Origin of the sequence: Flavobacterium muglaense, assembly GCF_014305155.1 — a bacterium.
Classification (GTDB): domain Bacteria; phylum Bacteroidota; class Bacteroidia; order Flavobacteriales; family Flavobacteriaceae; genus Flavobacterium; species Flavobacterium muglaense.
The window spans coordinates 1-25,566 of sequence record NZ_JACRUK010000042.1 but is presented as its reverse complement, the minus strand read 5'-3'; the positions used below and the strand labels follow the sequence as shown (position 1 = coordinate 25,566).

At 35.1% G+C, this 25,566-nt stretch carries 21 protein-coding genes; 13 read left to right on the top strand and 8 right to left on the bottom strand.

Annotated elements, in window-relative coordinates; all coding sequences use genetic code 11:
* Nucleotides 1-18: 18 nt before the first annotated feature.
* The 4 genes from sufC to H8R24_RS14050 all read right to left on the bottom strand — a co-directional run bounded on the left by sufC (nucleotide 19) and on the right by H8R24_RS14050 (nucleotide 3,183).
* Complete coding sequence (sufC, locus tag H8R24_RS14065; RefSeq protein ID WP_187020197.1) at nucleotides 19-771, bottom strand: Fe-S cluster assembly ATPase SufC; 753 nt, start codon at nucleotides 769-771, stop codon at nucleotides 19-21.
* Nucleotides 772-814: 43 nt separating this feature from the next.
* Nucleotides 815-1,204, bottom strand: coding sequence for a four helix bundle protein (locus tag H8R24_RS14060; RefSeq protein ID WP_187020194.1), 390 nt, complete (start codon nucleotides 1,202-1,204; stop codon nucleotides 815-817).
* Nucleotides 1,205-1,281: 77 nt separating this feature from the next.
* Nucleotides 1,282-2,730 carry a Fe-S cluster assembly protein SufB gene (gene sufB, locus H8R24_RS14055; protein ID WP_187020192.1) on the bottom strand — a complete coding sequence of 483 codons (1,449 nt, stop codon included), beginning with the start codon at nucleotides 2,728-2,730 and terminating at the stop codon, nucleotides 1,282-1,284.
* 123 nt (nucleotides 2,731-2,853) lie between these two features.
* Nucleotides 2,854-3,183, bottom strand: a complete 330-nt coding sequence (locus H8R24_RS14050; RefSeq protein ID WP_187020189.1) for a HesB/IscA family protein — start codon at nucleotides 3,181-3,183, stop codon at nucleotides 2,854-2,856.
* Between the two features lie 186 nt (nucleotides 3,184-3,369).
* On the opposite strand from H8R24_RS14050, the gene H8R24_RS14045 reads away from it, so the two are divergent.
* From H8R24_RS14045 to H8R24_RS14005, 9 genes are all read left to right on the top strand, one after another.
* Entirely contained in the window at nucleotides 3,370-4,329 is a 960-nt protein-coding gene (locus H8R24_RS14045; protein ID WP_187020186.1) for a YjgN family protein, read from the top strand.
* A 3-nt stretch (nucleotides 4,330-4,332) separates the two neighbouring features.
* The gene (locus H8R24_RS14040) at nucleotides 4,333-5,403 is read left to right on the top strand and encodes a M48 family metallopeptidase (RefSeq protein WP_187020184.1); all 1,071 of its coding nucleotides are present in this window, start codon (nucleotides 4,333-4,335) and stop codon (nucleotides 5,401-5,403) included.
* A gap of 149 nt (nucleotides 5,404-5,552) precedes the next feature.
* Nucleotides 5,553-6,410 carry an MBL fold metallo-hydrolase gene (locus H8R24_RS14035; RefSeq protein ID WP_187020182.1) on the top strand — a complete coding sequence of 286 codons (858 nt, stop codon included), beginning with the start codon at nucleotides 5,553-5,555 and terminating at the stop codon, nucleotides 6,408-6,410.
* 260 nt (nucleotides 6,411-6,670) lie between these two features.
* Nucleotides 6,671-7,810, top strand: a complete 1,140-nt coding sequence (locus tag H8R24_RS14030) for a hypothetical protein (RefSeq protein WP_187020179.1) — start codon at nucleotides 6,671-6,673, stop codon at nucleotides 7,808-7,810.
* Between the two features lie 6 nt (nucleotides 7,811-7,816).
* Nucleotides 7,817-9,418, top strand: coding sequence for a hypothetical protein (locus H8R24_RS14025; RefSeq protein WP_187020177.1), 1,602 nt, complete (start codon nucleotides 7,817-7,819; stop codon nucleotides 9,416-9,418).
* A 201-nt stretch (nucleotides 9,419-9,619) separates the two neighbouring features.
* Nucleotides 9,620-11,245: a S8 family peptidase gene (locus H8R24_RS14020; RefSeq protein ID WP_187020174.1), complete on the top strand. Its 1,626-nt coding sequence runs from the start codon at nucleotides 9,620-9,622 to the stop codon at nucleotides 11,243-11,245.
* Between the two features lie 63 nt (nucleotides 11,246-11,308).
* Nucleotides 11,309-13,180 carry a M1 family metallopeptidase gene (locus H8R24_RS14015; protein ID WP_187020172.1) on the top strand — a complete coding sequence of 624 codons (1,872 nt, stop codon included), beginning with the start codon at nucleotides 11,309-11,311 and terminating at the stop codon, nucleotides 13,178-13,180.
* A gap of 9 nt (nucleotides 13,181-13,189) precedes the next feature.
* A complete protein-coding gene (locus H8R24_RS14010) occupies nucleotides 13,190-13,591 on the top strand; it encodes a hypothetical protein (RefSeq protein WP_187020170.1) in 402 nt (133 codons plus the stop codon).
* A 123-nt stretch (nucleotides 13,592-13,714) separates the two neighbouring features.
* Nucleotides 13,715-14,968: a protoporphyrinogen/coproporphyrinogen oxidase gene (locus tag H8R24_RS14005; RefSeq protein ID WP_187020167.1), complete on the top strand. Its 1,254-nt coding sequence runs from the start codon at nucleotides 13,715-13,717 to the stop codon at nucleotides 14,966-14,968.
* A 233-nt stretch (nucleotides 14,969-15,201) separates the two neighbouring features.
* Here the strand turns inward: H8R24_RS14005 and H8R24_RS14000 are convergent, their stop codons facing one another.
* The gene (locus H8R24_RS14000; protein ID WP_187020165.1) at nucleotides 15,202-16,152 is read right to left on the bottom strand and encodes an L-threonine 3-dehydrogenase; all 951 of its coding nucleotides are present in this window, start codon (nucleotides 16,150-16,152) and stop codon (nucleotides 15,202-15,204) included.
* 223 nt (nucleotides 16,153-16,375) lie between these two features.
* Here H8R24_RS14000 and H8R24_RS13995 point away from each other — a divergent pair, with 223 nt between their 5' ends.
* Both H8R24_RS13995 and mfd read left to right on the top strand, forming a co-directional pair.
* Nucleotides 16,376-16,981 carry a hypothetical protein gene (locus tag H8R24_RS13995; protein WP_225876826.1) on the top strand — a complete coding sequence of 202 codons (606 nt, stop codon included), beginning with the start codon at nucleotides 16,376-16,378 and terminating at the stop codon, nucleotides 16,979-16,981.
* Nucleotides 16,974-20,348 (top strand): transcription-repair coupling factor, encoded by a 3,375-nt coding sequence (gene mfd / locus H8R24_RS13990; RefSeq protein WP_187020162.1) that lies wholly within the window; start codon nucleotides 16,974-16,976, stop codon nucleotides 20,346-20,348. Before H8R24_RS13995 ends, mfd begins: the two co-directional genes overlap by 8 nt.
* A gap of 315 nt (nucleotides 20,349-20,663) precedes the next feature.
* Here mfd and H8R24_RS13985 read toward each other — a convergent pair whose 3' ends face one another.
* The 3 genes from H8R24_RS13985 to H8R24_RS13975 all read right to left on the bottom strand — a co-directional run bounded on the left by H8R24_RS13985 (nucleotide 20,664) and on the right by H8R24_RS13975 (nucleotide 22,733).
* Nucleotides 20,664-21,320: an aspartate kinase gene (locus tag H8R24_RS13985; protein ID WP_187020159.1), complete on the bottom strand. Its 657-nt coding sequence runs from the start codon at nucleotides 21,318-21,320 to the stop codon at nucleotides 20,664-20,666.
* Between the two features lie 118 nt (nucleotides 21,321-21,438).
* Nucleotides 21,439-21,798 (bottom strand): YraN family protein, encoded by a 360-nt coding sequence (locus H8R24_RS13980; protein WP_187020157.1) that lies wholly within the window; start codon nucleotides 21,796-21,798, stop codon nucleotides 21,439-21,441.
* 38 nt (nucleotides 21,799-21,836) lie between these two features.
* Nucleotides 21,837-22,733, bottom strand: a complete 897-nt coding sequence (locus H8R24_RS13975) for a S66 peptidase family protein (RefSeq protein WP_187020222.1) — start codon at nucleotides 22,731-22,733, stop codon at nucleotides 21,837-21,839.
* A 262-nt stretch (nucleotides 22,734-22,995) separates the two neighbouring features.
* Here H8R24_RS13975 and H8R24_RS13970 point away from each other — a divergent pair, with 262 nt between their 5' ends.
* Complete coding sequence (locus H8R24_RS13970; RefSeq protein ID WP_187020155.1) at nucleotides 22,996-24,105, top strand: endonuclease/exonuclease/phosphatase family protein; 1,110 nt, start codon at nucleotides 22,996-22,998, stop codon at nucleotides 24,103-24,105.
* A 94-nt stretch (nucleotides 24,106-24,199) separates the two neighbouring features.
* On the top strand, nucleotides 24,200-24,739 hold the full coding sequence (locus H8R24_RS13965; RefSeq protein ID WP_187020152.1) for a 3-hydroxyanthranilate 3,4-dioxygenase: 540 nt from the start codon (nucleotides 24,200-24,202) through the stop codon (nucleotides 24,737-24,739).
* Nucleotides 24,740-25,566 lie beyond the last annotated feature (827 nt).

Genomic DNA, 25,566 nt, shown 5'->3' with positions numbered 1-25,566 from the left:
TTAAACTTCAAACAAAAATTATGCTTCCTGCTCTTGTTTGATCCAGTCGTATCCTTTTTCTTCTAGTTCGTGTGCTAGTTCTTTTCCGCCTGATTTTACAATTTTACCATTGTATAATACGTGAACGAAATCCGGTACGATATAGTCTAATAAACGTTGGTAGTGTGTGATTACTACAATCGCGTTTTTGTCGCTTTTCAATTTGTTAACTCCGTTAGCTACGATACGTAATGCATCGATATCTAGTCCAGAATCAGTTTCATCAAGGATTGCTAATTTTGGTTCTAGCATTGCCATTTGGAAAATCTCATTACGTTTTTTCTCTCCACCGGAGAATCCTTCGTTAAGGGAACGCGATAAAAACTTACGGTCAATTTCTAATAATTCTGATTTCTCACGAATTAATTTCAACATTTCGTTAGCAGGCATTTCGTCTTGACCGTTTGCTTTACGGGTTTCATTGATGGCAGTTCTCATGAAGTTTGTCACTGAAACTCCTGGGATTTCTACTGGATATTGAAACGAAAGGAAAACGCCTTTGTGTGCTCTTTCCTCTGGTGCTAATTCAGCAAGATCTTCTCCATCTAATGAAATTTCACCGCCTGTTACTTCGTAGTTTTCGTTTCCTGCGATGATAGACGCTAGGGTACTTTTTCCAGCACCGTTTGGTCCCATGATCGCGTGAATTTCTCCTGCTTTTACTTCAAGATTAATTCCTTTTAATATTTCTTTGTCGCCTATTGAAGCGTGTAAATTTTTTATGCTTAACATCCTTTTTTAGTTGTTTAAAGTTTAAAGTTTAAAGTTCTTGTGTTTACTGAAACTTGGTTCCTTTAAAATCTTTCTTGTTTAAATATGATATAAAATTATTTATTTTTCCACTTAAATTTTCGAAGTCAGTTTTTAAAATTTCAAACTTAACAACGTCTATATAATTGTAATCTAGCACTCGGTATAATTGCGATCTTGTTTCTCCAGCGGAACCTTTGGCGATAGACAAAAATTGTCTAAATTCTAAATTTCCATTTCTTTCAAACCCTTCGGCAATATTATCCATTACGGAACCAGATGATGCTTTTATTTGATCTCTAAACCTGAAATCATTTTTCAAATCTGTTTCCAGAGCAATAAAATGAATTTCTTTGGCTAGTCGTCTGGCTTCTTTCCAAATTTCTAAATCTTCAAAACGTGTAATTGTAGCCATTTATTTTTGTTTAAATTTTAACGGTTAAAGTTACTCATAAGTTGCTCAACTTTAAACCTTAAACTTTAAACTAATTTTTAACCTACCGAACCTTCTAAACTTATCTCTAATAATTTCTGAGCTTCTACAGCAAATTCCATTGGTAGTTTGTTTAGAACTTCTTTGCTAAAACCATTTACGATTAAAGCAATTGCTTTCTCAGTTGGGATTCCGCGTTGATTGCAATAGAAAACTTGGTCTTCACCAATTTTACTTGTTGTTGCTTCGTGTTCAATTTTGGCAGATGGATTTTTACTTTCGATGTAAGGGAAAGTGTGCGCGCCGCAATTGTTTCCCATTAATAAAGAGTCACATTGTGAAAAGTTACGTGCATTGTCAGCACGCGGACTTATTTGTACTAAACCTCTATAGCTGTTTTGTGATTTACCCGCTGAGATTCCTTTTGAGATAATGGTCGATTTAGTGTTTTTACCTAAATGAATCATTTTAGTCCCAGTATCTGCTTGTTGGTAATTATTAGTTACAGCAATCGAATAAAATTCACCTACTGAATTGTCTCCTTTTAATATCACCGATGGATACTTCCAAGTTACAGCAGAACCTGTTTCTACTTGTGTCCAAGATATTTTTGCATTGGTTTCGCAAATTCCTCTTTTGGTTACAAAATTGAAAACTCCCCCTTTACCTTCTTTGTTTCCAGGATACCAGTTTTGTACAGTTGAATATTTAATTTCGGCATCTTCAAGTGCAATTAATTCCACTACTGCAGCGTGTAATTGATTTTCGTCACGGCTTGGCGCTGTACATCCTTCAAGGTAACTTACATAACTTCCCGCATCAGCAACGAGCAACGTTCTTTCAAACTGTCCAGTTCCTGCTTGATTGATACGGAAATAAGTAGATAATTCCATTGGGCAACGTACGCCTTTAGGGATATAACAAAAAGATCCATCAGAGAAAACAGCTGAATTTAAAGCAGCATAAAAATTGTCTTTTTGAGGTACTACAGTTCCAAGGTATTTACGAACTAATTCTGGATGCTCTTTAATAGCCTCAGAAATACTCATGAATATAATTCCTTTTTCTCCTAGTGTTTTCTTGAATGTTGTCGCTACAGAAACCGAGTCAACTACGATATCCATGGCTACATTGTTCATCATTTTTTGCTCATCAACAGAGATACCTAACTTTTTGTACATTTCTAAAAGTTCAGGATCTACATCGTCTAATGTTTTATTAGGGTCAACTGCTTTTGGTGCCGAATAGTAAGAGATCGCTTGAAAATCAGGTTTAGCATAATGTACGTTTGCCCATTCAGGTTCTGTCATTTCTTGCCAAGCACGAAAGGCCTCAATACGCCAGTCCGTCATCCATTGTGGTTCTTCTTTTCTAAGTGAAATGGCACGAACGATATCTTCATTTAACCCAATAGGGAAAGTGTCCGATTCTAGTTCGGTGTAAAAGCCATACTCGTATTCTTTGTTTTCGAGTTCGATTTTTAAGTCGTCTTCTGTGTATTTGCTCATTCTTATTTAAAGATTTAAAGGTTTACAGTTAGCTGTTGTGCTGTAACCTTTATTAATTGGTGTAATGTGTTTTTAAGTCTAATGTCATTTTGATCCTTTGATTTTGTGACAATTTACTTTTACCTATAAAGAGAAACTCTCTCCGCATCCACAAGTTCTAGTTGCGTTAGGATTGTTGAAAACAAAACCTTTTCCGTTTATTCCTCCAGAGAATTCTAAAATTGTTCCGGCTAAATAAAGGAAGGATTTTTTTTCTACAGCGATTGTTATGTCGTTGTCTATGAAAATCTTATCCTCTTCGTTTTTGGTTTTGTCAAATTTCAAATCATAAGATAAGCCAGAACATCCGCCGCTTTTTACACCCACTCTTACGTAGTCTGTAGCCGCGTCAAAACCGTCCTCGGTCATCAAATCGATAATTTTCTTTTTGGCAGTATCAGAAACCTTTATCATTGTTATATTGATTTTGTCTAAATTAACCACAAAGATAGTATATAAAAACCTTTTTCCATAATTGATAACATTTTTATAACTAATGATAAAATAGAAAAAAGTTATTGTCATAAATTAAGCTAAATGATATATATTTAACGGTTTTTAACTTACAAAATTTTTAACTAACATTAACTTTAACCATTTATGGAAGATTTATTACCTAAAAAAATGACCTACAATTTAGACTTTAAAGGAAAAGGAGGAGACTTTTTCGGGATTGTAATAGTCAATTGGCTTTTAACTATTGTGACTCTGGGAATCTATTATCCTTGGGCGAAAGCCAAAACATTGCAATTTTTTTGTGGAAAAACATCTTTAAACAACGATCCGTTTGCTTTTCATGGAACTGGTAACGAGATGTTTAAAGGGTTTATAAAAGCGATTATTTTGTTTTTTGGACTGTTTGCTATTATGGGAATTTTTATATATTTAAAATTGCCATTCGTTGGGATGTTACTCTTTTATTTAGGAATATTTGCTGTATTGCCTTTAGCTATACATGGGTCTTATCGTTATAGAATGTCTAGAACATCATGGCGAGGAATTCGTTTTGGATATAGAGGAGACAAGCAGGAGTTTGTAAAACTATTTTTTAAATGGTTCTTGTTAACGATTGTTACTTTTGGGATTTACGGAAGTTGGTTTCACATCAATATGCGTAAATATGTGTTTAGTAACATTCGTTTTGGTGATGCTGAGTTTGAGTATGATGGTGATGGTGGTGATTATTTTATGATGAATTTAAAAGGATATCTTTTGACACTCGTTACTTTGGGAATTTATAGTTTTTGGTGGCAAAAAGATATATTTGAATATTTTGTAAATAACTTATCATTACATAAAGAGGGTAAAAGCGTTGAACTTACTTCAACGGCTACTGGAGGTGATTTTGCAGGTTTGATTTTGACTAATTTACTTTTGATAATCTTTACTCTAGGTTTTGGTTATGCTTGGGCAGTTACAAGAACTATGAAATTTATTTTTGATCATATAAAAGTTGATGGTAACATAGACTTAGATAGTTTGCAACAAACCGAAGAGAATTTTAAAGACGCTACAGGTGATGATGTTAGCGATTTTTTAGATATTGACTTTATAGTGTAAAATATGATGCTACAGGCTGAAGCGATTTTATACGATGGAAAATCATCTGTTCCACAAAACATTATTGTTTTTCTGGACAAATACAAGCATGCCCTTTCTTTTCAAACGACCAAGGATGCTAAAAATGAATGGCACATTAAAGATATTGTTTTTGAAACTCTTGATACTGGTTTGCAATTGCAATACCAAGGTACTGATGCAGTACAAATTATAAAAATTTCAGATACGGATTTCATTAATAAGATCAAGGTTTTTAGAAAAGAGAATGGTCACGAAAACTGGTATGAAAAGTTGATTAACTCTGGATTTAAGACGCATGTGCTGTTAGCGTTGCTGATCTTTACCTTAATTGGGTTGACCTATGTCTATGTAATTCCTTGGTTTGGAGAAAAGGCAGTAGTAATTATTCCTGAAAGTTATGATAACACATTAGGCAGTAGCTTTGTAGAGCAGAGTTTGCTTTTTTCAGAGGTAGATTCGGCTAAAACAAAATCACTTAACGCTTTCGCAAATGAGTTGCAGCTTAACAACACCAAACCATTGCATTTTATCTATGTAAATGAAGATGTTGTTAATGCCTTTGCATTGCCCGATGGAACAATAGTTGTTTATTCAGGCATTGTAAACAAAATGGAGGATTATGATGAACTGGTAGCGCTTTTGGGTCACGAATCAGCACATGTTAATAGTAGGCATGCCATGAAAATGTTATGTCGAAATTTATCTGGTTATATTTTTATATCGGCTATTTTAGGAGATACTAATGGTGTGATGGCGGTCATTGGCGACAATGTGAATAGCTTGCAGTCACTTTCTTTCTCTCGAAAGTTTGAAGAAGAGGCTGACTTGAAAGGCTTGGAAATCGTAACCAAGAACAACGTGGATCCAAATGGTATGTCAAATCTTTTTAAAAGGTTACAATCTAATGGAAAGATGACTATCCCTCAATTTTTAAGTTCGCATCCCATGACAGAAGAACGAATCAAATATATCAATATGCTCAACAAGGGAAAAAAACATAAAATTCAAGAAAATGTAAAACTGAAAACACTATTTCAAGAACTGAAAGAATAATAGGCTTTTGCAAAGTACTTCAGTCGCAATTATTAGTTTAAAAGCTAGTTATTGCGACTTTTTTTTTGAGGGATATTAAAAGGTAAAATAAAGGTCAATCCATCAGAATCTGTTATATTTGACTATTAATGTATCTAAAAAACAAAACAATGAAATTATATCCCATAGAAACCGGAAACTTTAAATTAGATGGAGGAGCGATGTTTGGTGTGGTACCAAAAACGATTTGGAATAGAACCAATCCAGCCGATGCCAATAATTTAATTGATATTGCTGCACGATGCTTACTAATTGAAGACGGCAACCGACTCACATTGATTGATACCGGAATGGGAGACAAGCAGTCCGAAAAGTTTTTTGGATATTACTCCCTATGGGGTTCTCATTCTATGGATGCATCATTGGCCAAATATGGTTTTCACCGAGATGATGTAACCGATGTTTTTATGACCCATTTGCATTTTGATCATTGTGGTGGATGCGTGCAGTGGAACAGTGATAAAACAGGATACGAACCCGCTTTTAAAAACGCTAAATTCTGGTCGAATGAAAGTCATTGGGAATGGGCAACAAAGCCCAACCCAAGAGAAAAAGCTTCTTTTTTATCAGAGAATATTTTACCCATGCAAGAAAGTGGACAACTCAATTTTATCAAACGTCCAGATGGTGACTTTCTGGAACGGTCAGAGTTGGGTTTTGGAATTTTCTTTGCCGATGGCCATACCGAGAAACAAATGATTCCGCACATTCAATATAAAGATAAAACCATAGTTTTTTGTGCTGATTTATTGGCTACAGCCGGACATATTCCAGTTCCTTATGTAATGGGTTACGATACAAGACCATTATTGACAATGCCTGAGAAAACAAAATTTTTAAATGCCGCTGCTGATAACAATCACTATTTGTTTTTAGAGCACGATGCACACAACCAAATCATAACGGTGCAACACACAGAAAAAGGAGTGCGATTGAAGGATGTGTATGAATGTGATGAGATTTTGTAAACTAGACCTGTTTTTTGAGAATTATCATTTACAGCTAACAGTAATGACAAGTGATTTTTTGAGATCATAATGTACATTTTTTTTCTAAGTATGTGTAAGTTAACGACAAAGCGGTATTGTGGTTTTCGAATAAAACACGGCTAAATAGATTCATAATAGTTAAAAATTGTGTTTAAATGATGGTTTTAAGCTGAAAAAAGGTTTGTTTTTGGAATTAATTAGCAATATGTTTGCTTTCAAATTCGACAAAGAAAAAACCTATGAAAAAACCATTACTATTTTTAGTATTCCTATCATTTTTTGGAGCCAAAGCTCAAAAAGTAGATTTGGATCGATTTTACTTTAACACCAGTTATCAAATACTACCTAGAGAGCACGTTGATCTAGATAAAAGAACATTTGCGTCTAATGTAAAGTTAGGTGGAGCATTGCAGTCTTATGCAAATCCAACAGCAGTAAATGATAAAATTTACATTGAGGGCTGGAAAAAAGTTGAAGAAAATCCAACTGTTTCTATTGAACTTAATCTAGAAGATTTTGTTGAAAAAAGCGTAACTCCTCAAACGAGAGTTGAAGAGAAAAAAGATAAAGATGGTAAATTAATTAGTCGAGTAGAATATTATTATATAGTTTCAAAATATACAACTAGAGGATATGCAACGGTTAAAGGCCCAATAACACCAACGCCATTAACTGAGCAACAGATTGAGGCAGAAAAAGCAAAGCAGGCTTCTGTAGCGTCAAATCGTTTCTTGAAGAATGCAGTTGTAAAAAAAGATACTACTGCTACAGAGAATGATGGTTTTAGATTAAGTTTTAATGGTGAATTAGAATACAAATCAAAAGAGTATTCGGATAATATATCGCCAATGAAAGAGTATATCTTGAATAAATCTTCTATTCGCGATAAAACTTTGAGAGATTTTGCAGATAACTCCTTAAATAGTCTGTCTTATAAAATCAACTCTGTTTATGGTTTTAGAGTAAGAAATGACACTCCAATTTTATGGATTTTGGATGCTAAAAGTGAAGAGGGGCAAACTCAAATCGAAGCAATTCAAGCTGTTAAAGCCTTGTTTGCTACAATGAAAGCAACTGAGCCAATCACAGATTTGAAAGCAAATATGCAGCCCTTAATTGAGTATTTTGATTCATTAAAAACGAAGTATACAGAAGATTCTAAGCCTGCTCGCAAAATGAGATATTCTGCTTATTACAATTTAGCAGTGATTTACTTAATGTTAGATGAACCAGAGAAATCGATAGCTGAGTCAGAAAAGCTTATTGCAAATGATTATGATAAAAGTGATGGTAAAGGTCTTATTGAACAAGCCAAAAGCGTAATCGAAAGTTTTAAATTAGCAAAAACAAATACAAGACATAACCCAGCCTTAAAATAAACAAAAATGAAAAAAATTACAAAAACAATTATTCTGTTGTTGGTAGCGAGCATGAGTCATGCTGGTTTTGCTCAATCTGATGCAGATAATAAATTAAATTTAAGAGGGCCAGTTCCTCCAGTGGATGCTCAATATGGCAAATACAAAACATACCAAATAGTACTAGATCTTGCTCCTGGTTTAGAAAAAAGCATGAATAATAAAAGTGCTCCCTTTTCATTAGAGAAGATTACTAAAAACTTTGCGATTTCAGGTTTAAAAAAACAAGACAACGGCGAGTTTAAAATTAAATATACATTAACTCGTTATGAATTAGTGAATGACGAGGACTACGTAGAAACGTACTATCAAAAAGCACCAGCATATTACATTGGATTGGAGTCAAATTTAGAAATTCAAGATAAAGATGGCAAGACCATTTATAAAAGGTATACAACGCCTAAAGTAAGTATGTATGTTATTAACCCAACGGATACATATGAAGGATTGGTATATAAAATATTAAACAAAAACTTTTATGACATGATTCAAGAGTTTGAAGGCTTTTACTTATATGGCCCTAAAATTGATGGATTACAGTATTTTAATATTGAGAAAAAGAAAAAATCTAAGTCAGATTTTAATCCAGAAGAATTCAATCAATCCGTTCAGGTTTTACCAACTTTAGTAGACGTAGATAGAGAAAATTGGGGCGAGTTGTTTGGAGAAGCTCAAAAATATTGGAAAGAATTTTTGAATTTCGAAGACAAAAATGATGAAGATTTACAGAAAAAAGTAAGATTTAGCGCTAATTACAATTTAGCATCTACAAATATTCTTTTAGGACAAGTAGACGAAGCTTCAAATTATTTAAACGGAGTAAAAGAAAATGAAAAAAGCTTCTTAGGTATTAGATTTCATCAGCCGTTTTTAAGTGGTTTGATTACTGATATTGATAAGTACAAAAAAGTAACTGAAAAAGCATTAACGATAGAAGCGATTCAAAAAGAGCCAGTTTTAGCTTCTTACAAGAAAGCAGCAACTGCTTTTAGATATGCTGAGTTTGAAGGTGAAGTTCTAGATACAGATTCTAAAATCTTTAAAGGTAAGGTGAGGATTTTGAGTGATTACCCAGAGTTAATTGACTTAAGAACACAACAAACAGTTTCTGGATTTAGATCGATGATGGACGGAATTGGATCAGAAAAGAGTAGTGTTAGAATCTTTGTAGAAGGAGCAAAGAAACCGGAGAGAACAAACTTAAAGAAGGTTGTTAACATCAAAGACAACGAAGGCAGGTTGTATATCGTTGGAAAAACAGGTAAAGGAGTTGGTATAACTTCTGATGTGAATACAAAAAGATATTCATTATTTGAAGAAGTTAAAAAAGGATCTAAAGTATCTTTATATCATGAATTTTTCCCACAAGATGATTATACTTTGAAAAAACCAGCTGAGGACGAATTTTTTAGCCCACCAACATTGTTTGGAAGAAAAAAAGCTTTAAAAGAATATTTTTCTGATTGCCCTCAAATGATTGAAAGCATTGATAAAGGAAGTTACGATTTTGAAAATAAAGAAACATACATCAAGATGTTTGATGATTATTCTAAATTCTGTGCAAAATAATTTTGTACCATGATGAAATAAGAAAGGGCTGTCTGTTTAAGGCGGCCCTTTTTTTGAGCTACTTTTAATATTGAATGTTAGGTGTTTTTTACAAGCCTTTAAAATTGATGTAACAAATCTTAACTTAGTGTTAATCGTTTCTTTTTTGTAACAAAATCTATTATTTTAGACAAATAATTAAAATCAATAAACAAATTACACATGAATACCATTAAACCCATTTGTATTTCTGCTTTTGCCGTACTGGTTCTTGCAGGATGTGGAGCCCAAAAACAAGCGATTAGTTTACCCAGTTTACCTGCTATTACAGCACCATTAAACGTTAAAAAAGTAGCGCAATTAAAAGAAAATGAGCTACAACGCTGGAGCCACTTGGATATAGTGAAGGATACCATTCCGGGAATGAGTGTTGATCGAGCGTATGCTGAATTGCTTAAAGATAAAAAAGGAATCCCTGTAATTGTAGGAATTGTAGATTCGGGTGTGGATATTGAGCACGAAGATTTAAAAAATGTTCTTTGGACGAACACTAAAGAAATTGCTGGAAACGGCATCGATGATGATAAAAACGGATATGTAGATGATATTCATGGTTGGAACTTTCTTGGAGACATCACAAAAGAAAACTTAGAATACGAAAGAATTATCAAAAATAAAGATCTTGTTGATGATGCTACTTATCAGGCAGCTAAAAAACTGAATGATAAAAAAGTAGGTGATGCTGCTGCAGGAAAACAACGATTAGAAGCTACATTAGAAGGAGTTGCCTCTAGCGACGCTGTTTTGGTTAAGCATTTAGGGAAAGCGGTGTATACTGCCGACGATGTAAAAGCTATTGTATCTAATGATCCAACGGTTCAATCTAGTAAAGCAACGATGCAACAAATGTTATCGTATGGTATGCCAGTAGTAGATCTTAAAGAAGCGATCAAAAAGCAATTAGACGACCAAATAGCACTAGTGAATGGCGACAATTTAAAACAAGATTACCGTAAAGTGGTGGGTGATAATCCCGATGATTTCACAGACAATAAATATGGAAATAATAACGTAATGGGACCAGACAAAAATGAAATTTTGCATGGAACTCACGTTGCTGGAATTGTAGCACAATCAAGATACAATAATTTAGGAGGAGATGGTGTTGCTGCTAATGTTCAAATTTTGACTGTTCGTGCTGTACCAGACGGTGATGAGTACGATAAAGATATAGCTTTAGGAATTCGTTACGCTGTTGATAACGGAGCAAAAGTAATCAACGGAAGTTTTGGAAAAAGCTTTTCACCACACAAACAATGGGTATATGACGCTATTAAATATGCAGAGAAAAAGGACGTATTGATTGTTCATGCAGCTGGTAATGATGGGAAAGATATTGATAGTTATGACAATTACCCGAATGACTCTGATGATAAGAAAACAGAATTTGCTGATAATATGATTACCATCGGGGCATTAAACTTTGAATACGGTGATAAAGTGGTAGCACGTTTTTCTAACTTCGGAAAAGTGAATGTGGATGTATTTGCTCCTGGAGTAAAAATCTATGCAACAACACCTAATAATACCTACAAGTATTTACAAGGAACATCAATGGCATCGCCTAATGTTGCTGGAGTTGCAGCAATAATCCGTTCGTATTATCCTAATTTGACTGCTTCACAAGTAAAACATATTTTAATGGACTCAGGTGTAGCTATTACTACAGACGTTGTGGTAGGCGGAAACCCAAAAGACAGTCGTTCATTTACAGCTTTGTCACAATCAGGTAAAATTGTAAATGCTTACAACGCATTACTTATGGCAGACAAAATGTCAAAAAAATAATTCCAAAATAGTATTAATCAATTGGAAGAACAGCCGTTCTTCCATTTTTTATTTTATAAAAAGATGAAAAAATTTCTTTTACTTTCATTCGTTTCTTTGAGTATTGGATCGCTATCTGCGCAAAGTTCTAAATATTGGCAACAACATGCCGATTATAAAATGAACGTGACCATGGACGTGAAAAACTACCAATACAAAGGAACACAAGAGTTAGTGTACACCAATAATTCTAATGATACGCTTAAAAAAGTGTATTACCATTTGTTCAACAATGCCTTTCAACCGGGTAGTGAGATGGATGCAAGATTACATAGTATCAAAGATCCTGACGGAAGAATGGTTAATAAGGTAAAAATTGATGGTAAGGATGTAAAAGTAAGCCGTATCGAAAGTTTGAAACCAAATGAAATAGGGTATTTAAAAATCACTAATTTTAAACAAGATGGTGTTGTTGCTGCTGCAAAAACAGTAGGTACCATTCTAGAAGTGACTTTGGCTAAAGCTATTTTACCCAATAGTCAATCCACTTTTACACTTGATTTTGACGGACAAGTTCCGGTACAAATACGTCGTTCTGGACGCAACAATTCCGAAGGGGTTGAGCTATCAATGTCACAATGGTATCCAAAGTTGGCCGAATTTGATTTTGAAGGATGGCATGCTGATCCATACATTGCAAGAGAATTTCATGGTGTTTGGGGAAATTTTGATGTAACAATCAACATTGATGCAGCTTATACAGTAGGAGGTTCAGGGTATTTGCAAAATCAAAACGAAATAGGTCATGGTTACCAAGACCAAGGAGTAGTGGTTTCGATTCCTAAAAAAACAAAAACATTAAGTTGGCATTTTGTGGCGCCTATGGTACATGATTTTACTTGGGCTGCTGATAAAGAGTATATTCATGATGTTGTAAAAGGACCTAATGATGTGGCTTTGCACTTTTTATACAAAAACTATCCTAAAACTGTCGAAAACTGGAAAAAACTAGAGCCTATGATGGTGAAGGTGATGGATTTCTACAATAAAAACATTGGGAATTATCCCTACAAGCAATACTCTTTTATTCAAGGTGGAGATGGTGGAATGGAATATGCAATGTGTACTTTAATGTTAGGAAACGGGACACTTGAAGGAATTTATGGAACCGCAACACATGAATTGGGACACTCTTGGTTCCAACACATTTTGGCTTCCAATGAGTCAAAACATCCTTGGATGGACGAAGGTTTTACGACTTATGTCGAAGATTTAGCCATCAACGACTTATCAGATAAAAAAGTAACAAATCCTTTTGCAGGAAATTACAAAGCATATTATAGCTTAGTAAACTCAGGAAAAGAGCAGTCACAGTCAACACACGGAGATCGTTATGATGAAAACAGACCCTATAGTATTTCATCTTATGTAAAAGGAAGTTTGTTTTTATCGCAATTGCGTTATGTGATAGGGGAGGACAAACTGGCCGAAACGGTTAAAAGATATTACCATGATTTTAAATTCAAACACCCAACGCCTAATGATATCAAGAGAACTGCTGAACGCGTTTCGGGAGCAAATCTAGATTGGTATTTAGTAGACTGGACAGAGACGACAAACACGATTGATTATGGTATCAAAGCCGTTACCGAAAACGGAAATCAAACTACAGTAAGTCTAGAAAGAATAGGTAGAATGCCAATGCCTATTGACCTATTGGTGGAATATACTGACGGAACTACAGAAAGTTTTTACGTACCCTTGCGTATGATGAATTACGAGAAAGAAAATCCAAATCCTGCTGTAAAAAGAACCGTTTTAAACGATTGGACTTGGGCTGCTTCTAATTATGATTTTACAATTGCTAAGGCAAAAAGTACCATCAAGAAAATCACTATTGACCCAAGTGGGTTAATGGCTGATGTGAAACAGGAGAACAATGTTTTTCAGCAATAAACAATTCTAATGAATCTAAAATACAACGAAGTTGATAAAACAATTGAGGTAAAAGATGGCTTAAAAACACATCTTTTTCTAATGAAATTCTTAATGATCGTTACGTTAACCAATTCGATGCTGAATTTATCAGATGTGGTTACAAGCACTTTTGGATATGTTACCATAATCTGGCTTATTCTAGGAGTAGTTGCTGGTGGGTTTCTGTATCATTTTATATTTAAAAGAACAGGTTTAGAAAAAATTCCAGCAGATCAAATTCAGGGATTTAATGAACGTGTTTCATCCGGAAGGAAAAAGTATTCCCTCAGTTTGAAAAATGGAAAAACCCGAGATTTACCAGAAGTAAAAACGGCTGAAGAAGCAAAAAAAGTAACTACAATGCTTAAAAAAAATGGCGTTTTAGTTTAAAAATAAAAGAGTCGCAAAAGGTATTTTTTGCGACTCTTTTTTGTTAGTAAAGATGCTAAAAGGCTTGTTGTATTCAAGCTGTGGAAACACTAAATTTGTATCAAAACATATTAAATACAGCTTATGAAACCTACCGTAACGATTATAGGTGCTGGAATCTCAGGATTATCGGCCGCAATACACTTACAGCGTCAAGGATTTGCTGTCAAGATACTTGAGGCTAGTGACCGAGCTGGAGGTCGTATAAAGACTGATGTTGTAAAGGGATTTTTATTAGATAGAGGGTTTCAGGTTTTGTTAACATCCTATCCAGAGGCTAAGGAGCTATTAGATTATGACAGCTTAAATCTCAAACGTTTTTTACCAGGAGCTACTGTATTGTATGATGGTGGAACCTTTGAAATAGCAGATCCTTTTAGACGACCTTCGGCTTTGTTAGCAACTGCTTTTGCACCAGTAGGTTCATTAAAAGACAAAGCCAATACTTTTTTTCTAAAAAAGAAATTAGTCAGTAAATCTATAGAGACACTATTTGCACAAAAACAACAATCGAGTTACGATCAATTAAAAGCATACGGCTTCAGTCAAAAAATGATTGACCGATTTTTTAAGCCGTTTTTTTCAGGCATTTTTCTAGAAGACGACTTACAAACACCTAATAGAATGTTTGATTTTGTGATGAAGATGTTCTCTGAGGGAGATGCCGCTGTTCCTGCATTGGGAATGGAGGAGATTCCGAAGCAGCTTGTTAAACAATTGCCCGATGGTTGTATTCAGTACAATACTGCCGCAACCGCGATAGAGGGAAATACTATAATTACAGCAAATGGTGAAAAAATTATTTCAGACACAATTCTTATTGCTACTGAAGCCAATCGTTTTATAGCCAAATACAAACCCGAAATAACACTTGCGCATCAGTCTGTTACCAATGTTTACTTTGAAACTCTTGTAGCACCATCTGATAAGGCGGTAGTGATCTTGAATGCTTCGAGTAATAGGCAAATAGTAAATAACTTAACAGTCATGTCTAATGTGAGCAAGCAATATGCTCCAGACGGAAAAGTGCTTGTTTCTGTTTCGTGCAACGGAATTTTAGGTCTGAGTGAACAAGAGTTGATTGATAAAATTAAAAGCGAATTAACGCCTTGGTTTGGTCAGGAATTACAAGATTGGGAGCTTCTTAAATCCTATGAGATTCAATACGCCTTGCCAAAATTAAAGGAATTGAAAGACGATGTCAGCTTGACTGATGTGAAATTAGCCGATAATTTATATTGTTGCGGGGATCATTTAATGAACGGTTCTATTAATGCCGCAATCAAATCAGGACGGCTTGTTGCTACGTTCATCGCTAATGAAAACAATAAAATATAGCATTTTAAAAACGGTAAAGCATAAAAAAAACAGAAGTTACTTAGTAAGTTTCTTCTGTTTTTTTTATGTGTAAAAAGGTTGTTGTCTAGCCCCGGTAGCAGCGGTATCTCCCAATTTAGAAAAACAAGGCTTTTTTCAAGCCGTAGTTTTTATTGATTGGGAATATAGCGAATGACGGGAGGGATCGTTTTGAGATGCAGGTAGTGGTGCTCCTACAAACGACAACACTTATTTTATTCTTCTAATTTTCGTAAATTTTCCAGCATATCTTGCGTCATAGTCTCTAGATCGTATTGATGTTTCCATCCCCAATCTGCTCGGGCGTTGCTGTCATCGATGCTAGCAGGCCAGCTGTCGGCAATTTTTTGACGGAAGTCAGGCTCGTACGTAATCTCAAATTCTGGAATGTGCTTCTTGATTTCGGCAGCAATTTCGGTTGGTGTAAAACTCATGGCAGCCAAGTTGTATGACGAGTGAATTTTAATTTGATCAGCAGGTGCTTGCATGATTTTTATGGTAGCAGCAATAGCATCTTCCATATACATCATGGGCATTTTAGTCTCAGAGGATAAAAAGCATTCGTAATTTTTATCGGCTAGTGCTTTGTGAAAAATATCTACAGCATAGTCTGTTGTTCCACCACCAGGAGGCGATGACCAGCTAATTAAGCCCGGATAACGGATGCTACGCACATCTACTCCAAAGATATTATGGTAGTATTCGCACCATCTTTCACCAGCTTGCTTGCTGATTCCATAAACAGTAGATGGTTCCATTATGGTGTATTGTTGGGTGTTTTCTTTAGGAGTTGTAGGTCCAAAAACGGCAATACTAGACGGCCAGAATATTTTTTTGATTTTTCCGGCTTTCGCCAAATTTAAAACGTGGAATAACGAATTCATATTTAGATCCCATGCAAAAGCAGGATTCTTCTCAGCAGTTGCCGAAAGTAGGGCAGCCATCAAATACACATCGGTAATTTCATGAATCTCTACTAAATGCTCAATTTGATTAAAATCTAAAGCGTTAATTACTTCAAATGGACCTGAATTGACAACATCAACATTTAGTTTTCTAATGTCGGATGCAATCACATTATCGGTTCCGTATATTTTTCTTAGCGAAAGAGTTAACTCGGTGCCAATCTGGCCACAAGCTCCAATAATCAATATTTTTGTACTCATTTTGAATCTAGTTTAAAAAACAAAGATAACGTTTTCGTAAACAGTTTAATGGCTCGGCGATGAGTTTGCCAATAGTCTATTCAAACACTTAAAATCGTTATTTTATAAATACCTTTTTAGGATTATTGGTGTTAAAAACGCAGTGTTTGAGACGGAATTCTAAATCCTGTTTTGAGACCTCGATTTAGAAATTTACTTTGTAACTTTGTACTTTAATCGAATAATGATGAAATATAAAATTATATATACTTTTTTGCTAATGTTTGTTCTTGCTTCTTGTAAAAACGACGACCAAAAAAGGGTTGCCGAAAATCAAAAGGACACTAAAAAAAAGGAAGTTGTATTTGCAAACATCAGTAAAGGTTGGGTTTTTTATGATACTCCAGTTACTGAGGCGGCTGAGGCTACTGTAAGCTCTTGGAGTGAATTTCGTCAATTCTTGGCTGAATTGGCTATTAAGCCAAAGAAAACCATTGGTGCGTTTCAACAGCGATCAACAGCGATTTCTAAGAAAGCCATGGAACTCAACACTAACATTCCGCCTCAATTCAATACACCTCAAATTAAAAGCAGAATTTCGACTTTAATTACTAAGGTGCGCATGCTGGATTTAATGATTCATTTAGACAATATCCCTGATAAAAAAGTGGTGCGTCTCGTGGCCGAAATAAATATTGAATTGACATCCTTGCAAAGGCAAATGGATAAAATTGTAGACAAAAGTAAAATACCGGTTGAAGAAGGGGAGTCTGATTTAAAACAAATGATGGACCCATCACGCGCAATTCCAGATATGCCAGTCAATCCTAATACCCCTAGAGTTGAGTAAAAAAAATCTATACAATATATACGATAGCTCTCCAAAAACGAAACAAATTGTGGAGCGCTTACAAGAAAATAATCAAGTAAAAATACATTTGACGGGCTTGCTAGGTTCATCAGTCTCATTTGTAGCACAAGCGGTTTTTAAGAAGGCCGAACTTCCTTTTTTAGTGGTGTTAAATAATAAGGAGGAAGCCGCTTATTATTTGAATGATCTAGAGCAAATGATTGGAGAACAAGACGTCTTGTTTTACCCTGGATCTTTCCGTCGTCCGTATCAAATTGAAGATACGGATAATGCAAATGTTTTATTACGTGCTGAGGTGCTCAACCGCATCAATTCGCGCAAGAAACCAGCGGTGATTGTTACCTATCCTGAAGCACTTTTTGAAAAAGTAGTCACGCGTAAGGATTTAGACAAAAACACTTTAAAAGTGGCTGTTGGCGATAAGATTTCTATTGATTTTATCAATGAGGTTTTATTTGAATACGAATTTAAAAGAGTCGATTTCATCACAGAACCGGGAGAGTTTTCCGTGCGTGGAGGAATTGTCGATGTGTTTTCATTTTCGAATGATAATCCGTACCGAATCGAGTTTTTTGGTAACGAAGTGGATAGTATTCGTAGTTTTGATGTAGGCACGCAGTTGTCTATTGAAATTCAGAAAAAAATCACCATTATTCCGAATGTCGAGAATAAAATATTTCAGGAAAATAGAGAAAGCTTCTTGGATTATATTGCCGAGAAAACGGTTATTTTTATTCAAAACACCGAAGATTTATTTGTACAATTAGACAAGCAATTTGCGATAGCAGAAGAAGCTTTTGAAAAATTATCCAAAGACATCAAGCACGCCACGCCAGAACAATTATTTTTAAATCAAGCCGCTTTCATCAAGAGAGCAGTCGATTTTTCGGTGGTGGAATTTGGTTCCAAAGCTATTTTTAGAACAACAAAAACATTCGAATATCACATTAAGCCACAACCGTCGTTCAACAAGCAATTTGATTTGTTATTGAACAACCTGAGTGAAAATCATTTTAATGGGTATAAAAATTATCTTTTTTGTTCGAATGATGCACAGGTAAAAAGGTTTCATGTCATTTTTGAAAACCTTGACGAACCTAATGCGGAGAATATTAGCAAGCAATACAACAGCATTGTTTTGCCTATTTATCAAGGTTTCATTGATGAAGAAAACCAAATTGCGTGTTATACAGACCATCAAATTTTTGAACGTTACCACAAGTTCAACATCAAAAATGGCTATTCGAAAAAACAAAACATCACTTTAAAGGAATTAACAACACTATCAGTTGGAGATTATGTAACGCACATCGACCATGGAATAGGTCGTTTTGGTGGGTTGCAAAAAATTGATGTGGAGGGTAAAACCCAAGAGACAATTAAGTTAGTCTATGCTGATAATGATATTGTTTATGTGAGCATTCACTCGCTGCACAAAATTTCAAAATACACGGGTAAAGACGGTACGCCGCCTAAAATATATAAAGTAGGTTCAAGTGCTTGGAAAACGTTAAAGCAAAAAACCAAAGCACGGGTTAAGAATATTGCGTTCAATTTGATTCAGCTGTATGCCAAAAGAAGATTGGATAAAGGATTTCAGTTTGCTCCCGATAGCTATTTGCAAAACGAATTAGAGAGTTCGTTTATCTATGAAGATACGCCGGATCAAACGAAATCGACTGCCGAAGTAAAAGCCGACATGGAAAGTGATCGCCCAATGGATCGCTTAGTTTGTGGAGACGTAGGTTTTGGGAAAACCGAGGTGGCAATCCGTGCTGCTTTTAAAGCAGTGGATAATAGTAAGCAAGTGGCGGTGTTAGTACCAACAACTATTCTAGCTTACCAACATTATCGCACTTTTACAGAGCGTTTAAAAGACATGCCGGTATCTATTGGGTACTTAAACCGTTTTAGAACTGCCAAGCAAAAAGCCGAAACACTTAAATTATTAGCCGAAGGAAAACTTGATATCGTTATTGGTACGCATCAATTAGTGAATAAAAATGTAGTTTTTAAAGATTTAGGTTTACTAATTGTAGATGAAGAACAAAAATTTGGTGTCAATGTAAAAGACAAATTAAAAACAATAGCTGCTAATGTGGATACGTTGACTTTAACAGCAACACCTATCCCTAGAACGTTACAGTTCTCCTTAATGGCCGCACGTGATTTATCTGTAATTACAACTCCTCCACCCAATCGTTATCCTATTGAGACAAATGTGGTTGGTTTTAGCGAAGAGATGATTCGGGACGCAATTTCGTATGAAATTCAGCGTAACGGACAAGTTTTCTTCATCAATAATAGAATTGAAAACATCAAGGAAGTAGCTGGTATGATTCAGCGTTTAGTTCCTAATGCAAGAGTAGGAATTGGCCACGGCCAAATGGAAGGTAAAAAGTTAGAAGAATTGATGCTCGCTTTCATGAACGGAGAATTTGATGTGCTAGTGGCTACAACAATTATCGAAAGCGGATTAGATGTTCCCAACGCCAATACCATTTTTATCAATAACGCCAATAATTTTGGATTGTCTGATTTGCATCAAATGCGAGGTCGCGTAGGACGTAGCAATAAAAAAGCATTCTGTTATTTTATATGTCCTCCTTATTCAGCCATGACGGATGATGCTAGAAAACGTATTCAAGCGTTAGAACAATTTAGCGAACTAGGAAGTGGTTTCAATATTGCCATGAAGGATTTAGAGATTCGTGGTGCAGGTGATTTATTAGGTGGGGAACAATCTGGTTTTATCAACGAGATTGGTTTTGATACCTATCAAAAAATCATGAATGAAGCCATCGAAGAATTAAAAGAGAACGAATTCAAAGATTTATATCCTACGGAAAATAATATCGAAACAAAGGAATACGTAAAAGACCTTCAAATTGATACCGACTTTGAACTATTATTTTCAGATGAGTACATTAATAATATTAGTGAGCGTCTTAATTTATACAACGAATTAGGGGCAATTAAAAACGAAGAAGATTTACAAATTTTCCAGAAGAAATTAATTGACCGTTTTGGCCCTATGCCTCCACGTGCGATTGCGTTAATGAACAGCATCAGGATCAAATGGATTGCTAGCGGCATTGGAATTGAAAAATTAGTGATGAAACAAGGCAAGATGATTGGGTATTTTGTATCCGATCAACAATCGGATTATTACCAATCGAATCGTTTTATGTCAGTGATGCACTTTGTTCAAAAGCAGAGTGCGCTTTGCAAAATAAAAGAAAAAGTTACTCCTAATGGTTTGCGTTTGTTATTGACTTTTGACAATGTAAAATCTACCCGAAGAGCTTTAGAATTAATGAAAATGCTAGGCGGGATAGAAGATTAAATAGCTTTTTAAAGAATAGTAGAAAAAGAAAAGCGTCCAATCATTTATGATTTGGACGCTTTTTTTATGGTATAGAATTTTAGAAAAACATCCAAAATTCAAATAATACCAATACTATTATAAAATAGTTCTATTGTCAGTTCGAGCCGAGTCGAGAACCACTCTTGCCTCACGACTGCACTCGATGGCCAAAAAATATTTTAGATTGTAGTGTACTGGTTTTGATATAATATAAAGAACATTACTTTTTTCAAAAAACACAATCTCTTTACGCAAAGCTTGTCCGTTGTTCGGAGAAGCTATGTGCGAGTACTTTTAATTCTTCAAATCCTTAATCACTTTAAAAGCCACATTAACTTGGTCTTCGCTTACTAAGATTGTAAATTCATTGGAGGTAGAAATCACCTCATTAATGATAATCCCTTCCCAAGCCAAACGTTGAAAAATGAAATAGTAAATCCCAGGAACAGCAATATTTTCTTTAGGTAATTTTACAGTGATAGAAGCTAGGTTTTCTAATTTCTGAATCAATTTTTCACCTATAAAGTGTTTGTCAACAAGATTGCTTACACTATTACTAATAACAATATTAGTTTCATTAACGCCTCTTGATGAGGTATAAAAAACATCAGGCAATGCATTAATATCCGAAATTAAATCAGCTTGTTTATTAAGTACTGTTTCAGACACTGCAAATGTATAATCAGTCAAAGCAGATCGAACAGTGATTTCACCAATATTCTTAATGACTTTGTTTATTTTATGATTCAATCGAAAGTCTAGTTCCTCGGTGAGTCGTTTTAATGACATAACGATTGCGCCTTGTTTTACCTCTTTTCCAAATTCACTTTCTAATTCAGACATGATATTTCTAGACAAAGAAGTCAGATTGATGATTCCAAGTGATAAAGCATTCAATAAAAAAGGCTTTGTTTTGATGTAATTCTCTACGATTGAAGAAACGGTTTTCATAATAAATTAGGTGTTTATACTTAGTTTTAGTAGTTAGTTCAGTTTGTTGTTGTGTCAAAAACCGCTACAAATATAAATAAAAAACAATTTGTTACAAATATAACACGCGTAAATTCACTTAAAAATGATAAAAAGCATCTATAAGGTGTTCAATTACAAAAGATTTGCCTTCTTTATGGATCGCAATGATGTCAAAACGCACATCAACATCCATGTCTTTTTCAACTACGTAGGCATCGACTGCTTTAACAAGCAGCTGTATTTTTTTTGGTTTTACAAAATCCTGTGGTAAACCAAATTCAATAGAGGAACGTGTTTTAACTTCAACAATGGCAAGCGTGTTTTCTTTTTTAGCAATAATGTCAATTTCGGCTTTTTGAAAAGTCCAGTTGGTGTTGAGAATTTCGTAACCGTCCTTTTGTAAAAACGCAACAGCCATCTCTTCACCAAACTTACCTAACTCATTGTGTGCTGCCATTTGCGCTGTTTTTACAGTATTCGAAAATTAAAAAAAAATTATTCAAAAGTAACAGATGCCGTACTGCTATTTACGTTCATCTGTACAGTAGCACCTAGAACTAGTGCACGATTGTCTCTTATATGCCCTGCTGGGAAATTATAAATAACAGGAATATTGTAGTTCTTAATTACGTCTTCAACAATTTCTACCGCGTTTTTGCCCCAGGGAATGTCGTTGTCTTTCATTTGCGTCATCGAGCCCACAATAATTCCTTTAACGCTTTCAAGACAACCGTTGCGTTTTAGGTTCATCATCATACGGTCAATATGGTAGAGGTATTCATCCAGGTCTTCGATAAATAATATTTTGTCCTTGCATTCAATTGCCGATGGTGATCCTAGTAAACTATATAAGATGGACAAATTTCCACCTACTAATTCTCCAGTAGCAGTTCCCATTTTGTTTTTAACGTCAGATGGAATGCTGTATGTTAGTTTTTCTCCAAACAAGGAAACACGCATGCTTTCAATTGCATCTGCAGTTGCTCTTGCTACCGTAACAGGCATTATTCCATGGATAGATTTGTACCCCATGGTGTTCAGTTGATTGTGTAAAACGGTAATATCGCTAAAACCTACAATCCATTTTGGATGCTGTTTGAATTTTGCAAAATCTAATAAATCAACCATTCGTACAGTTCCATAACCTCCTTTTACACACCATATCGCTTTGATGTTTGGGTTGTCCATTTGTGTTTGAAAATCAGCAGCACGTTGCTCATCAGTACCAGCAAGTTGGTTGTAATCTAAGCCTATCGTTTTGCCTATCACGACTTCTAGCCCCCAACTGTGTAATAAATCAATTGCTGGTTTTAGATTGTTGTCTATGTTTTTTCTAGCGGTAGAAACGATGGCAACCGTATCTCCTTTTTGTAAAATAGGTGGTGTAATCATTGTTGTTTGTGATTGACTATTGAATGAATGGATAATGAACATGAAAAGCAGGAATTTTTTCCAACCAAAATCATTCGTTAAGTTCCAAAATGGTTTGGTTAACATGGCTTGTATATTTTTGATTGTGATTAATTGTATCGTTCCCAACTCGGTTTCAAACAAAGATAACAATTTTGAAAATATTTTATTATTTAGTTCCATAAATGAAGTATTTTTACTTCAAGGTATCTTTTGATTTGTTACTACTATTTAAATGCTGCTTATGAAAATTTCACGATTATTGCTGTTTTTCATTTTAGGCATGCCATTGTCTAATGGTATAGCACAGCAAAAAAACTATTCGATTCATACGGTTGCTTTTTACAATTTCGAAAATTGTTTTGACACTATAAATGATCCTAATACAAATGATGATGAGTGGACGCCAAAAGGAGCGCAGCATTGGACAGCTGCTAAATACCATCAAAAACTACAAAACCTAGCTCGGGTCATTTTCGAAATCGGTTCTTCAGAAAACGCAAACTCCCCTACGTTTATAGGTTGTTCAGAGATTGAAAATCGTGGGGTACTAGAAGATTTAGTGCAGCAGTCCAAAATTATAAATAAGGATTACGGGATTATTCATTTCGATTCGCCAGATAAACGCGGTATTGATGTTGCCTTATTGTTTCAAAAAAAATATTTCCGACCTACAAGTTATACTAACATTCCTTTGTATGTCTACAATGGCGCTATTAAAGTCAAAGAAAAAGAAACCACAGAAGCACTGGAAAGATCCGATGATGACGTAGAAGTGAGTCCGCAAAGCAATCGTGTTTTCACAAGAGATCAGCTATTAGTAACCGGTTTTCTAGAAGGCGAGGAGATACATATTATAGTCAATCACTGGCCATCACGTTCTGGTGGGGAGAAAAAATCAAGCCCTTTTCGTGAAGCAGCAGGTGCTTTGAATAGAAAAATTATGGATTCTTTACAGCGCATTAATCCCAATGCCAAGGTAATTACTTTGGGAGATTTAAATGATGGACCTTTCAATAATAGCGTTAAGAAAGCGTTGGGTGCCAAAGCTAAAAAAGAAGATGTGCCTGCAATGGGCGTGTTCAATCCTTTTGAAGAGATGGCGAAAAAAGGACTGGGTACGATTGCGTTTAGAGATTCATGGGATATTTTCGACCAAATTATGGTAACCCAATCACTCATTCAAAACGACTTTTCGACCTACCAGTATTGGAAAGCCGGGATTTACAATAAACCATTTTTAATACAAAGCACAGGTTTGTACAAAGGTTATCCCAAACGACATTCGGCCACCGAAGTAGGTTTTAGTGATCACTTCCCGGTCTACATCTATTTGATAAAAGAAATTAAATAAGGAATGTCAACTCATGCCAACTCATATTTTGAATTTACTGGCGTGAACACATGAGTTTTTTGTAACTTAGCATCTCACAATTAAAGACACAAAAATGGCCATAGCGCAACCCTTCAATCTGCATAAATGGATAGATGAAAACCGTCATTTACTAAAACCTCCAGTGGGTAATAAGAATTTATATCGAGAATCAGGTGATTATATAGTCATGATTGTTGCTGGCCCTAATGCCCGTAAAGATTACCATTACAATGAAACCGAAGAATTATTTTACCAGTTAGAAGGTTCCATAAAAGTGGTGATTCAAGAAGACGGTCAGCGCAAAGAGATGGAGCTTCATGCTGGCGATATGTACCTGCACCCTGCACATGTACCGCATTCGCCTGTTCGCTCCGAAGGTTCGATAGGTTTAGTCATCGAGCGCAAAAGAGTAGGCAAGGGATTTACAGATGGTTTGCAATGGTATTGCGACAATTGCAATCATAAACTCTACGAAGTAAAATTTGAGTTGCACGATATAGAGAAGGATTTCTTGCCCCATTTTCAGCATTTCTACAACTCGGCCTCCTTACGCACTTGCGATAAATGTGCCACAGTAATGGAGGTAGATCCACGTTTCGTATCTAAAAAGTAGTTTTGTCATTAGGAGCTATTTCCCGTCATCCGCTATATTCCCGATCAATAAAAACTACGGCTTGAAAAAAGCCTTGTTTTTCTAAGTCGGGAGATGTCGCTACTACCGGGGCCAGGGCAGTTAAGGTTTAATTTTCGATTGTTGCCTATAGATTACATTTTTACATTATATATAGGTACAAAATGATTTTGCTTGGAATCCAACTTTTATGATCTTCGATTCTATATATTGTTCTATGCCGATCATCAAATGAACTAAAAAGGAACTTCTATGACTTATATGTTCACAAATCCCATCAAAAAAACTGCTCAAACCACACAGCAGTAAATAGTAAAAAGGAAACTTGTAGGTCTTGTGAGTTTAAAAAGGCATAAAAGCGAGCTATTCTTGCGATTGTTCGTTTCTAAAGACAGGAGTATTTAATAAGTTTTGCATAAAACACATAAGAAAAAACCTATTTTCAACAAAAAAGCTAAAAAGCTACTGACTCCAAATAATACATTTTCAGCATGTTAAAAACAAAATACAAATTAAGTGAAAGAAAAGTGTGCTTAGCGCATTGAATAACGGTTTAAACCATGTACTTTTGCACCCGCAACAACGCAGACGTTCATTACATCCTGAAAAGCAAACGAAAGAAAAACGAAAATTTATTTTCGAAAAAACTTTCAAAAAAGCTTGTGAGATCTAAACAGAATGTTTACTTTTGCACCCGCTTCCAGAGACACGCAATGTGAGTCAAAGGGAAACGGAAAACAAGATAAGACACGTTCCTAGACATATTGAATTGACAGCCGTTTTTAAAAGAGATTTTAAGAACAAAAGAA